15 protein-coding genes are annotated in these 11,436 nt (G+C 39.2%); 10 read left to right on the forward strand and 5 right to left on the reverse strand.

Annotated features, from left to right (window positions below):
- The first annotated feature begins 115 nt into the window (after nt 1-115).
- The 4 genes from LZT22_RS11655 (at nt 116) to LZT22_RS12780 (ending at nt 2,442) form a co-directional block, all read left to right on the forward strand.
- Nucleotides 116-1,225 (forward strand): MBL fold metallo-hydrolase, encoded by a 1,110-nt coding sequence (locus LZT22_RS11655; RefSeq protein WP_233925436.1) that lies wholly within the window; start codon nt 116-118, stop codon nt 1,223-1,225.
- A gap of 107 nt (nt 1,226-1,332) precedes the next feature.
- Entirely contained in the window at nt 1,333-1,845 is a 513-nt protein-coding gene (locus LZT22_RS11660) for an SCO family protein (protein ID WP_233925437.1), read from the forward strand.
- A gap of 116 nt (nt 1,846-1,961) precedes the next feature.
- Nucleotides 1,962-2,201: an N-acetyltransferase gene (locus tag LZT22_RS11665; protein WP_233925438.1), complete on the forward strand. Its 240-nt coding sequence runs from the start codon at nt 1,962-1,964 to the stop codon at nt 2,199-2,201.
- A 124-nt stretch (nt 2,202-2,325) separates the two neighbouring features.
- Nucleotides 2,326-2,442 (forward strand): DNA/RNA helicase domain-containing protein, encoded by a 117-nt coding sequence (locus tag LZT22_RS12780; RefSeq protein WP_370635227.1) that lies wholly within the window; start codon nt 2,326-2,328, stop codon nt 2,440-2,442.
- 32 nt (nt 2,443-2,474) lie between these two features.
- On the opposite strand, the gene LZT22_RS11670 is transcribed toward LZT22_RS12780, so the two are convergent.
- From LZT22_RS11670 to LZT22_RS11680, 3 genes are all read right to left on the reverse strand, one after another.
- On the reverse strand, nt 2,475-2,804 hold the full coding sequence (locus tag LZT22_RS11670; RefSeq protein WP_233925439.1) for a nucleotide pyrophosphohydrolase: 330 nt from the start codon (nt 2,802-2,804) through the stop codon (nt 2,475-2,477).
- A 482-nt stretch (nt 2,805-3,286) separates the two neighbouring features.
- Nucleotides 3,287-3,466 carry a hypothetical protein gene (locus LZT22_RS11675; protein WP_233925440.1) on the reverse strand — a complete coding sequence of 60 codons (180 nt, stop codon included), beginning with the start codon at nt 3,464-3,466 and terminating at the stop codon, nt 3,287-3,289.
- 235 nt (nt 3,467-3,701) lie between these two features.
- Nucleotides 3,702-4,220, reverse strand: coding sequence for a metallophosphoesterase family protein (locus LZT22_RS11680; RefSeq protein ID WP_233925441.1), 519 nt, complete (start codon nt 4,218-4,220; stop codon nt 3,702-3,704).
- A 229-nt stretch (nt 4,221-4,449) separates the two neighbouring features.
- On the opposite strand from LZT22_RS11680, the gene LZT22_RS11685 reads away from it, so the two are divergent.
- From LZT22_RS11685 to LZT22_RS11710, 6 genes are all read left to right on the forward strand, one after another.
- The gene (locus LZT22_RS11685) at nt 4,450-5,223 is read left to right on the forward strand and encodes a hypothetical protein (protein WP_233925442.1); all 774 of its coding nucleotides are present in this window, start codon (nt 4,450-4,452) and stop codon (nt 5,221-5,223) included.
- Nucleotides 5,224-5,263: 40 nt separating this feature from the next.
- Nucleotides 5,264-5,743: an adenylyl-sulfate reductase subunit beta gene (gene aprB / locus LZT22_RS11690; RefSeq protein WP_233925443.1), complete on the forward strand. Its 480-nt coding sequence runs from the start codon at nt 5,264-5,266 to the stop codon at nt 5,741-5,743.
- A complete protein-coding gene (gene aprA, locus LZT22_RS11695; protein WP_233925445.1) occupies nt 5,743-7,617 on the forward strand; it encodes an adenylyl-sulfate reductase subunit alpha in 1,875 nt (624 codons plus the stop codon). Before aprB ends, aprA begins: the two co-directional genes overlap by 1 nt.
- Nucleotides 7,618-7,747: 130 nt before the next feature.
- On the forward strand, nt 7,748-8,098 hold the full coding sequence (locus LZT22_RS11700; RefSeq protein ID WP_233925446.1) for a hypothetical protein: 351 nt from the start codon (nt 7,748-7,750) through the stop codon (nt 8,096-8,098).
- A gap of 22 nt (nt 8,099-8,120) precedes the next feature.
- Nucleotides 8,121-8,630, forward strand: coding sequence for a peptidylprolyl isomerase (locus LZT22_RS11705; RefSeq protein WP_233925447.1), 510 nt, complete (start codon nt 8,121-8,123; stop codon nt 8,628-8,630).
- Between the two features lie 59 nt (nt 8,631-8,689).
- Nucleotides 8,690-8,848 (forward strand): hypothetical protein, encoded by a 159-nt coding sequence (locus LZT22_RS11710; protein ID WP_233925448.1) that lies wholly within the window; start codon nt 8,690-8,692, stop codon nt 8,846-8,848.
- Nucleotides 8,849-8,906: 58 nt separating this feature from the next.
- Here LZT22_RS11710 and sat read toward each other — a convergent pair whose 3' ends face one another.
- Together sat and LZT22_RS11720 are read right to left on the reverse strand one after the other, a co-directional pair.
- A complete protein-coding gene (gene sat, locus LZT22_RS11715; RefSeq protein ID WP_233925449.1) occupies nt 8,907-10,124 on the reverse strand; it encodes a sulfate adenylyltransferase in 1,218 nt (405 codons plus the stop codon).
- Nucleotides 10,125-10,675: 551 nt separating this feature from the next.
- Nucleotides 10,676-11,200 (reverse strand): hypothetical protein, encoded by a 525-nt coding sequence (locus LZT22_RS11720; protein ID WP_233925450.1) that lies wholly within the window; start codon nt 11,198-11,200, stop codon nt 10,676-10,678.
- Nucleotides 11,201-11,436 lie beyond the last annotated feature (236 nt).

Raw genomic sequence — 11,436 nt, forward strand, 5'->3', positions numbered from 1 at the left:
CTTAGTGCATTAGTATCAAAAAACGTGCCTAGGGTTTACCACTAATTTTTATCTTTGGTTGCTAAAGTAGTTTGAAAGAGTTAATCTAATAAAAGTCGTGCAAAGAGGTATGAAGATGAAAATTCAAAAATTAGATCGCCGTCAATTTATTTTTGGCACAACTACTTTAGTAGTGGGCTCTGGGTTGGCTAGCTTTGGTATTGGGTCGCATGCCTTTATGAAAGTCCCCACCATTGACTCTTTAGATATTAAAGTCTTAGTAGATAGCAGCTATGATTCGCCAAGACCTGGCACAAATCAGTGGGTCAAGATCAAGCGCACCCCGTTTATCTCTACTAAAGATTATCGGAAGGCTTTGCATAATGAGTGGGGCTTGGCTTTAGCACTAGAGTCCCGCATTGGGCAAGACAAAAAGAGCATCCTACTAGATTACGGCTATACCCCGGCGGCTCTGATGGGCAATATGGAAATCATGGATGTGAAGCCTGAGCGACAAGACGCGATGATTTTGAGTCATGGTCACTTTGATCACTTTGGCGGCTTGATTGCGTTTTTAAAAGTCAATCGTAGTAAGTTGCCAGCAGATCTTACCTTGTATGTCGGTGGCGAAGATAATTTTTGTAATCGTAAAACAGCCAGTGGCTCGCCAGGGCATTTTGCGGACTGGGGCGTGCTAGATCGGCGTGAGTTAGATGCCTTAAAAGTCAAGATTGTGTATTGCGAAAAACCTACGATTATTCAGGGGCACGCCTTTACTACAGGAGTCATTAATCGCGGTAGCTTTGAAAAAGTTCTCCCAAATACTCTAGTTGAGTTTAGTAAAAAGAACGGTATCGGTTGTGATATGCCTGAACTCAATGCCAAGGCAGAGGGTAAGTTCGTTAAAGATGATCATATCCATGAACACGGCACGGCATTTAATTTAAAAGACCGCGGCTTGATAGTGATCTCTTCATGTGGTCATGCGGGGATTGTTAATACCGTACAACAAGCCATTAATGTCTCTGGTGTGAATAAAGTTCATGCGATATTAGGCGGCTTTCATTTATTCCCCGCGCCAAACGATTACCTAATCAGCACGGTTGAGGCTTTAAAACAATTTAATCCAGATGTGGTGATTCCTCTGCATTGCTCTGGGCCTGCCTTTGTCACAACCATGCGCAGCATCTTAAGTGATCGCCTAGTGACATCGACTACCGGAACTGAATTTCAATTTGGTAGTTAATGCAGCCGCATTGGTCAGCTAGCCTTGCGCTAACTGGATTATTGATACTGGGGGCCACCCAATGCCATGCGCAAACTGTTCAATCTAGAGCAGAATCTGTGCGTCTGATGAATGAATTGATGTCTGGGAAAGGTCAGGTAGGCGGGCCTTTTACTTTGTTTGACCAAACTGGTAAAAAACGCAGCCTAGCAGAATTTAAAGGCAAGGTAGTTCTCATTTATTTTGGCTATATGTTTTGCCCAGATATTTGCCCAATTGATTTGAGTAATCTAGCGGGCTTATTAAAGCGCTTGGGTAAAGATAGCGCCCAAGTGCAAACCATTTTTATTACCTTAGACCCAGCGAGAGATACCCCAGAATTAATGGGCAAGTATGTCCAGCATTTTGATAAACGGATTTTGGGTTTGCGAGGTACTGAGCAACAAACCAAGCAGGTGGCCACACAATATAAAACCTTTTATGAAAAGGTTAGTCTAAATGGTAATCAGTATGTCATTGATCACACGGCTTTTATCTATATTTTGAACCGCGCTGGTAAATATCTGGCTTTTTTCCCGCCTGGCACTTCGCCAGAGCGAATGGAGGTAATGGTTAGAGAAGCCTTAGCGCATGATGAGTAAACTGTCAATTCGCATCTAATCTTGATCCGCCATTTGTGTCTAACTTTAATCCACCCAAGTGATCAGGTTATCTTTGACTGGCAGCCTATATTGAACAGATACTGGACTGAAATTTCATGCAAATTAGGGCGCTAATTGGATCAGTTTTGCGTGCAAGGCAACATGTTCTATCTAAATCGAGAGGAGAAGGTATCGGCTCTAAGTTAATTGACTATGCGATTAGCGAAGCCAAAAAAGAGGGCTGTAAACGAATTACCTTATTAACTGATATTGAAAATACTAAAGCCCAGTCTTTCTATCAAAAGAAAGGTTTTATGAAGTCTAAGATGACGCCGTATAGGATTTATGAAGTCTAAGATGACGCCGTATAGGATTTTGCTGGATTAGACATCCTAGACCCTGGTTCAAGTACAGGTCGGGGAGCCAAATTCAGAAAGGCTTACAGGTTAATTGGCTTGTTGTAAGCCTTTTTTGTTTTCTATGAATCAAGAGAAGGCAAATAAAAAAGCTGATGGAATTATTAGCAATACATATAGTACCTTGATGACTCTGGGAATAAATGGTTACTATGTCTTTTGTACTGATCCTGAAACTTAGGCATATTTAAAAGATAGATTCAGAGCTAGGAATTAAATCTCGTTATATTTCTTTGCACTACCTTTAGCTTTATCAACTGGATATTTGAGATTATTAGCTTCAATCTTGGCAGAAATAATTTCAGCAACGTTTAATCCACATTCATTAGCAAGAAGAAAAGCATAGGCTAGAACGTCAGCCAATTCTTCTCTAATTTTATCTTTTGAAGCTTCTTCAGAGGATTTCCAAAGAAATGCCTCAAGCAGTTCTGCTACTTCAATAGTTAAAGCAACAGCTAGATCCTTCGGATTATGAAATTGCTTCCAATCGCGATCGTCTCTAAAAGTGATTAGTTTTTTAGTTAATTCGGAAATTTCAGACATAAGGTAATGCTACTACGTTTTAAGCGTTGATTTAAGCGACGCTGAATGAAGATCTTTCTTTTAAAGGGTGGTTCATATTTAGGTCGCTAAAACCCAAATCTGACCGAAAACTTGTACACGTCTATTTAAAGGATGCTTTTACTTTATTCCTTAATGCCATAGTCAACTCATCTAGATTAATGACCAATGGGTTTATAGCCCAAACGAAATGTTATCAAAATAATTAATCACGCCCGATGGTGAAATCTTCTATAGCCTAAAAAAAGTAGATCATTGTCGGTGAGTAGGTAATGTAAATGACCATAGGAAATCCCATTAGGGACAAGCATGTCAAGTCAAATAGCGCATGCGGTTACAGACCACCCGCGCACTCCCAAAACCCAAGTACCCAGATTCACCCAAAATCAGTCTATTTTGCTACGATGAAACTATAAAAACTCATTTTGGTGGTGGACCTAAATTGACTGCACTTCAGGTATCGTCTAGTCCTCAATCTCAAAATAGGTATGCTGCCGACGATATTGACAATTTAAAGCATGATTACCAATCTTGCCATTAATCTCTGAGGTTAAGAGCTTACAGAACTGACAACGATACTCATTTGAACCATCTACTTTTTCTTGAGGGTAATCGTTGTATATATTTTTAGGATAAGAACTCATTGCAGTTTCCTTCCATATGATTGAAATCACGAAAGCCAATATCTTTTACTACCTTTTCATAGCATACTACAAAAAAACTGTCAATTCTGAATGTTCTTAGGGGGGGGTACCTTCCAGATATTAAGAATTTACGCAACATCTAACTGACGTTCGCTGTTTTAGGTGAGATTGGTAGAAGTGATTCTCAAAGATTCTTGAACAACGCATATGGTAAGTTGTCACATAACTCAGTTGCTTAGGTTGGTTCACCTATATAACGGATCGTAAACTCTAGCGTATCTAAATCACCAAATACATACGTACTAGGTGAATAAATGCCAGCGACACTACCAGGATCAATTCGAAGAGTTTTACCTCCTTTTATATTAGGAATTGTCTCGATGATTGCGCTGTGTTCATGGCCATTACAGACTAGATCAAAATCACCAGTGAGGGCCATAGCTTTTGCGTAATGTGGATAGTGAACCATAAATATTCGACGATTTGCTAGCTCAAGGGATTTATCTTGCCCATGGTAATGAATAATCTGTGCATGGTCGTTAGAGAATTTAGTTAAATAATATAAGTCCCCAACGTTATTTCCATGAATTAAGTGAACTGGAAGACCAATTTTTATGACATCGCGTAAAGTTGAGGCAGCAATTAAGTCACCACAGTGCAGAGCCACTTGCGCACCCATTGAGTAGGCTTCTTTTAATGCCGCAACGAGAGGTTCTCGATGGTCATGGCTATCGGACACAATGCAAATTTTCATAATTTTTATAGCCTGTTGATTAAATAAGATGTATTAAAGAACTTTTTTAAAGCTGAAATTTGAAAAGTTAGGGTAAGTACTAGCTAAACAATGACTAGTAACATGTTAACTTATTTATTAAGTATTAAATTAATATTAATAGTAAGCTTTTTTGCAAGAAAGGCCTTGTTGAAAAATGTTCTCTAATAATCCATTTTCATCTATTGCATCGATAGTTTCCCCTGATTTGATGCAACTATTTGTTTTTTTCATGATATTTCTTGTTGTTGTTGGGACTATTTTTGACATTATCCACAAAGGTAGCGCAAGATATTTTTTTGAAAATATGCGAAAAACAAATAGGATGGCAAAAAAAGATTTAGATGGGGCAGCGATAATCTCAATTGCAATTAAAACCGGTGCAATTGATGTTATGACTTCAAAAGAGTTATGTAATATTCGTGGTCGTCGAATTGCTCACTTAATGGGCATGTATGGTTTCATTCTTTACATTGTTACAACTGTATTAATGATATTCAATATCGCAACGCCAGCAATAGTTGCTCAGTTATGGTGGCTAGGCGGTCTCTTGGTGTGCGCTGGCGGCTATTGGTTTTGGTTTTTTATTCGAGCCGACGTTTCTGCGGAAGGAAAGTCACCTTTTCGTGTAATGCGCGCGGATCTTTTTGTACTTTCTCTTGTAGGTAGCGTTACTCTTGGTTTAATTTGGGCATGGATGCAGGCAAAGGGGATATCAGGCTCATTGGTGATCTTTAGTTTTTATATCTTTGCCACAGTAATTCTATTTGGTGGTGTGCCATGGTCAAAATTTGCACATATGTTTTTCAAACCTGCCGCAGCATTTGAGAAAAGATTATCTATAGCAAATGGTAATGCTGATAATTTACCGACATATACTCGCGATGATCCAGAGCTTCAACAAAGCCACTCAATGGAATTGCTTAAAGATGCACCCATGGATATGGGTCTTGGAATAAAGCGTGAAGTTCCGCGACATTATTAGACTTTGATGGAACTTCATTTTATTTATTAGGAGCCAATTTATGCCGACTTTTGTTTACATGACTAGATGTGATGGTTGCGGACACTGCGTTGATATCTGTCCGTCCGATATTATGCATATCGATAAAACTCATCGACGAGCATATAACATTGAACCAAATATGTGCTGGGAATGCTATGCCTGTGTCAAGGCCTGCCCGCAAAACGCAATTGATGTTCGTGGATATGCTGATTTTGCACCGCTCGGACATAGTGTTCGTGTGCAGCGCGATGAAAAAAAAGGGACTATTGCCTGGAAAATTAAATATCGTGATGGCACAGAAAAAAACTTTTTATCTCCAATTACAACCAAACCATGGGGCACCGCTATTCCAAAGTTAGCCGATGTAATCGGGCCAAACGATGATATGCGCAATAGTCAACTCCTATATAGCGAACCTAAATATATTCGTTTTGATGAAGGCGGATTGCATACTCTTAAAGCAAGCGGTTTAAAGATGAAGAAAGGTGTTTATTACTAATGGCTCACAAAACCATTGTCGAAGAAAACATAGATATATTAGTTGTTGGCGCTGGTCTTGGTGGTTGTGGTGCTGCATGGGAAGCTAGGTTCTGGGGACAAAATAAAAAGATCATCATCGCTGAAAAGGCAAATATTGATCGTTCTGGAGCTGTTGCGCAAGGCTTATATGCAATCAATTGCTACATGGGTACCCGTTGGGGTGAAAATAAGCCAGAAGATCATGTTCGCTATGCCAGAATCGATTTGATGGGTTTAGTGCGTGAAGATCTACTATTTGACATGGCTCGTCACGTTGATTCCACTGTTCATCAATTCGAGGAGTGGGGCTTACCAATTATGAAAGATCCAAAGAATGGCCGTTATCTGCGGGAAGGTCGTTGGCAGATTATGATTCACGGCGAATCTTATAAACCCATCGTAGCTGAGGCTGCTAAAAAATCAGCTGATAAAGTATTTAATCGTATTTGTGTAACTCATTTACTAATGGATGAAAGCAAGGAGAATCGAGTTGCAGGTGCCGTCGGTTTTAACGTTCGAACAGGTAATTATCATGTTTTCAAATCGAAAACTGTGATTTGTGGCGCTGGTGGTGCATCAAATATCTTTAAGCCACGGTCTGTTGGAGAAGGTTCAGGAAGAACTTGGTATGCCCCATGGTCATCTGGTTCTGCTTATGGTCTCATGATCAATGCTGGTGCAAAAATGACGCAAATGGAAAATCGGATTGTATTGTCACGATTTAAAGATGGCTATGGTCCCGTAGGGGCATACTTTTTACATTTAAAAACCTATACTCAAAATGGCTTAGGGGAGGAATATGAAACTAAATGGTTCCCGGAGCTCCAAAAAATGGTTGGCAAAGAATATCTTGATCCCGAGGCTTCTCATTTAACCCATCGTCCTATTCCAACATGCTTACGAAATCATGCATTGATAAGTGAGGTCAATGCTGGTAGAGGCCCTATACACATGGTTACAATGCATGCTTTCCAAGATCCCCACTTAGAGGAAGTTGGTTGGGAAAACTTTCTCGGTATGACTGTGGGCCAAGCGGTCCTATGGGCCGCAACCGATGTTGATCCAAAAAAAGAAAATCCTGAACTAACCACTTCAGAACCATATGTCATGGGTTCACATGCAACTTGTTCGGGTGCTTGGTGTTCAGGCCCTGAGGATATTTCACCACCAGAATATTTTTGGGGTTATAATCGTATGACCACCATCGAGGGTTTATTTGGAGCTGGTGATGCAGTGGGAGGTACGCCACATGCATTCTCATCCGGTTCTTTCACAGAAGGCCGTTTGGCTGCAAAAGCTGCATGTAAATATGTTGATGATGGCAAGGCAGAAGGTATAGTTGTATCTGATACCCAGATAAATAATCGTAAGCAAGAAATATTTAAACCTTTAAAGCACTACAAAACTTACCGTAACGCAATAGTGGCTGGTAGTGTTAACTCACACTACATTAATCCTAAACAAGGGCTTGAGCGCTTACAAAAATTAATGGATGAATACTGCGGTGGGGTTACTGTTAGTTACATGACCAATGAGAACTTACTAAGTATTTGTCTAAAAAAACTAAAAATAATGGAGGAAGATTTAGAAAGTCTTGCCGCAGAAGATCTTCATGAGTTGTTGCGTGCATGGGAGCTAAAACATCGGCATCGTACAGCTGAATGTGTCACTCAACACACTTTATTTCGTAAAGAAACTCGGTGGCCTGGATATTATTATCGAGGTGACGTAATGAAATTAGATGATGAAAACTGGCACGTTCTTACCGTATCGCGACGCGACCCAAAAACTGGGGAATACACAATGGAGAAAGCCCCTTGTTACCACTTAGTTGGAGAAGAAGAGACCACCTAAGTTGAGCATTAAGAATTAATTGAATATTTTTTGCAAATTGGCATGAAATTCTTTTTACTTTCTATAGAGGACTTATTTAGCTAGTAAGTTTTATTAATTTATTTAATATTGGTAATTGTGGTTTATCTTGATGAACATTATTGAAAAAGAAGATGTTGACATTTATGCCATTGCAAATCCGTTCTGGCGCGAGCTAGTAAAAAGTTCAAATGAGGGTAATTATGGTAGTTTTGCAAAAAATTTCTCCATTGAGATGGCTCTTGCAATGAATATGGTTGTATCTAATCATCAATTTGCTAACAGTGAATTAGCTAGAAATCTTTCTGAAGACAGCGATCCGCTCGGAATTATTCGTAGAGGAGAACATGTAACAGTTCTTTATCGGATGCGGAGTACAAAAAAAGAAGGGGAATGGTTAGGTCGGCTAGTTCTTGGTTATGAAAATGATACTGTAAAAATATTTGGCGCTACCATTAATTAGGCTGATTGAAGTTATATTTCATATGAGCAGTCAAGTTCAAAAAGGAATGTATGTAGAGCTAATCTATAAGGTGAAAGATAAGAAAACAATGGATATTCTGACAGGTGTTGAGTTTCCATTAGGTTATGTTCATGGTCATAACGAAATACTAGCTCCATCTGTACACATGGAACTAGAGGGTAAGTTTGCTGGGGATGTAATCGAAGTTTTAATTGATGGTAAGCAAATCTTTGGTCCTAGAGATGAAGCTTTAGTTTTTACTGATTATATTGATAATGTGCCAATGGAGTATCGTAAAGTAGGACTTTCAATACTTATGGAAAATGATCAGGGCGGCACTCGAAGCTTTCTTGTAACGCGAATAGATGATAAAACAATAACTGTTGACGGTAACAACCCACTTTGTGGTCGTGATTTATTGTTTTGTCTTGAAATTCTAACTGTTAGAGAGCCGACTAGTGAAGAATTTTTGGTTGGTGGTTCAGTAGTTCCTGCCCCAGAGATTTCAAACTGGAGCAAGCAAAATTTTTAATTTTATTTATATGTTTAATGAATTATGGTAAATTCATTTTTTTATTTAAGGAATAGTTTATGAGTGAGCAAAAGCCCATAACGAAAGTACCTGATGGAAATACTCGTTTTTATGTTACCCGTCAAAAGGAATCCAATGATAAAGGGTTTATTGGCTATGAAACTATTTGGAAGCCCTTTTTTAAGGTTGCTGAATACAAAACTCCAAAACAACCTTAACACTTTCTACAACTCTATTTTGGTTATGTTTCGCCCTAATTACCTTAATTTATAACCACTAGCGAGCAGAGGGGCCGCTTAATTTAATCTCCACCTTATCTCCATCTTCTATCGAGGTATAGTAGTCGCGGAGTATCTTTAACACTTCGGGTCGGCTAAATTCATTTGGAACGATTTCGTCGTCCGAAAGCAATTTTCTAAGCTTTGTGCCGGACACTAAGAGACGATCTTTTTCGTCATGAGGGCATGTTTTAGCTGAGGCCATACCGCCACATTGATAACACCAAAAAGTCCAGTCAATCTTAAGTGGTTTGGTTTGGAGGGCACCTTCTGGTATTTCATCAAATATATGATGTGCATCAAAAGGACCGTAGTAACTTCCAACACCAGCATGATCTCGGCCAATTATTTGATGAGAACAGCCATAGTTTTGGCGAAATAAAGCGTGCAAAAGAGCCTCTCGTGGACCAGCATAACGCATGTCTAAAGGATAACCAGACTGCACTAACGTTTTTGGTACAAAATAATTCTTGATTAACTCATCAATTGCTTTGGTACGAACTTCGGCTGGGATATCACCCGGCTTTAGATTGCCAAGAAGTGAGTGTATTAATACCCCATCGCATACCTCGATAGCCACTTTAGCTAAATATTCATGTGACCGGTGCATTGGATTACGAGTTTGAAAAGCTGCAACTGTTTTCCAGCCATTCTTAATAAAGATCTCACGCGTTTGCAAGGGAGTTAAATAGAGACTTCCATATTTTTCTGGAAAACCACCCTGCGACAAGACCTTTACTGGTCCGGCTAAATTAACTTCACCTTGTGCCATTAACATTTGTACTCCAGGATGTTCTTCATCTGTGGTTCTGTAAATGGAGTTACATTCATGTGTTTTGTCTATGTGGTACTTTTCTGTGATTTGCATTGTAGCTAAAATGTCTTGATTATCAGGGTCAATTAAAGCAATTTCAGTGCCGAGATTGATTGATTTAGCTAAAGTTTCTGTGATGGATAATGTAATGGGAATTGGCCAAAATAGCCCATTAGACAATTGATATTTGTCGCATACCCCCTTCCAGTCATCATGGCCCATGAATCCAGAAAGTGGGGTGAAACCACCAATACCAAGCATGAGTAGATCCCCTTTTTCCCTATGTGAAACAGGTAAAGAAAGCATATTAGAGGCTCGCTTACGTTCCTCATTAAGAAATGGATTTTCTAAAAAAAGCGGTTTGAGAAATTCACACCCATGTGGTTTTACAAGAGTATTCATAAACTTTATCTTTGACGAGCTAAAAGTAAAGTATCAACAAAAATTTTGTCAATGTAAATAGGAGAATGCAAAAAAAGTTTTTTGAAAATTGACCAATAATTGACGATGATGGCGATGTGATTAAAATTCTCTTTTTTGGCGAGTGAAAATTCAAGGTAATTAGGGCGTTTCGTAACCAATGTATCCTTGGAGATACTGCTGGTTATTGGGGCTCATACGGTTTTTAGTTGTGCGACCAACTTTTTGAATGATCGCAAGTGTGTTTTTTGTGGTTCTTTTAAGACAGTAAAGACGGCTCGTAGCTATGTTAAATGCATGCTCTGCGGTAAGCAAAAAAGCCCCCCCAAACTGCGCCTGTTAATTTGCATCTAATCCTGATCCGCCACTTGTATTTAACTTTCATCCACCCAAGTGATCAGGTTATCTTTCGCTAGCGGAGTATATTAAACAGATACTAGACTGAAATTCCATGCAAATTAGGGCGCTAATTGGATCAATTTTGCGTACAAATCAACAGTGGTAGCAATTCAAATGCTGTAATTCACATTCGCTCAGAGTTTTGCTTTTACATTTTCAGAGTCATAGAATTGGGGGAGAAATTTGGGGGCAAGTATCAACCAAGTAAACCCAAGAGCTTGAATTATTAAATAAAGCCCCATTGATAACGTGAATGCCTCTGGCACGGCAAGACCCCATTCAATACCTTTATCAATAAAATAGCCAATTCCCCATTGCATTAAAGATGCCCCAATAAAAATTGCAACATTATAAGTTGTTGATACTCTTCCTGAATGAGATATTGGAAAGCTGGTAATGACAAGACTTTGCGCAAGTACAAACGATGCAGAGGTAACTGCATAAAGGCCCCACCAAAATATATTTAAAGGGCCATGAAGAAAAAATGCAGCACCTTGGGCGACTAGTGAGATACCCGTCATCCAAGATAAAAAAGAAAAAGTACTAACCCCTATCAGTTGAAGTTTTGGTAAAAAAAAAGTATTGATAAGGTAAGTAATTAAAAGAACAGCGTTAAACCAAAATATCAGTTGTGATGACTTTTCAGATGTATAGTGCATGACATTAATTAGCCATGGACCTAGCCAAAGGGTTTGTAGCGCTATGAATCCCCCTAAAGAAATTGCACCAACTGGTAAGAGTCTTAAGTAATTAGGGTTTGTAAGGATGGGTAATCCCCCCACCCCTTAATCTGAGTTAAAAGTAGAATTTCTAAGTTGTTTGATTTAAAAGGAAATTCGATGAAAAACTCCCGTTTTACTGATAGCCAAATCATGGCCATCCTCAAGCAAGCGCA

The organism is Polynucleobacter sp. IMCC 29146 (assembly GCF_021395195.1).
Lineage (GTDB): Bacteria > Pseudomonadota > Gammaproteobacteria > Burkholderiales > Burkholderiaceae > Polynucleobacter.

Coding starts and splice junctions, on each gene's coding strand:
- LZT22_RS11655 (WP_233925436.1), top strand. CDS start 116: ATGAAAATTCAAAAATTAGATCGCCGTCAATTTATTTTTGGCACAACT.
- LZT22_RS11660 (WP_233925437.1), top strand. CDS start 1,333: ATGAATGAATTGATGTCTGGGAAAGGTCAGGTAGGCGGGCCTTTTACT.
- LZT22_RS11665 (WP_233925438.1), top strand. CDS start 1,962: ATGCAAATTAGGGCGCTAATTGGATCAGTTTTGCGTGCAAGGCAACAT.
- LZT22_RS12780 (WP_370635227.1), top strand. CDS start 2,326: ATGAATCAAGAGAAGGCAAATAAAAAAGCTGATGGAATTATTAGCAAT.
- LZT22_RS11670 (WP_233925439.1), bottom strand. CDS start 2,804: ATGTCTGAAATTTCCGAATTAACTAAAAAACTAATCACTTTTAGAGAC.
- LZT22_RS11675 (WP_233925440.1), bottom strand. CDS start 3,466: ATGAGTTCTTATCCTAAAAATATATACAACGATTACCCTCAAGAAAAA.
- LZT22_RS11680 (WP_233925441.1), bottom strand. CDS start 4,220: ATGAAAATTTGCATTGTGTCCGATAGCCATGACCATCGAGAACCTCTC.
- LZT22_RS11685 (WP_233925442.1), top strand. CDS start 4,450: ATGCAACTATTTGTTTTTTTCATGATATTTCTTGTTGTTGTTGGGACT.
- aprB (WP_233925443.1), top strand. CDS start 5,264: ATGCCGACTTTTGTTTACATGACTAGATGTGATGGTTGCGGACACTGC.
- aprA (WP_233925445.1), top strand. CDS start 5,743: ATGGCTCACAAAACCATTGTCGAAGAAAACATAGATATATTAGTTGTT.
- LZT22_RS11700 (WP_233925446.1), top strand. CDS start 7,748: ATGAACATTATTGAAAAAGAAGATGTTGACATTTATGCCATTGCAAAT.
- LZT22_RS11705 (WP_233925447.1), top strand. CDS start 8,121: ATGAGCAGTCAAGTTCAAAAAGGAATGTATGTAGAGCTAATCTATAAG.
- LZT22_RS11710 (WP_233925448.1), top strand. CDS start 8,690: ATGAGTGAGCAAAAGCCCATAACGAAAGTACCTGATGGAAATACTCGT.
- sat (WP_233925449.1), bottom strand. CDS start 10,124: ATGAATACTCTTGTAAAACCACATGGGTGTGAATTTCTCAAACCGCTT.
- LZT22_RS11720 (WP_233925450.1), bottom strand. CDS start 11,200: ATGCACTATACATCTGAAAAGTCATCACAACTGATATTTTGGTTTAAC.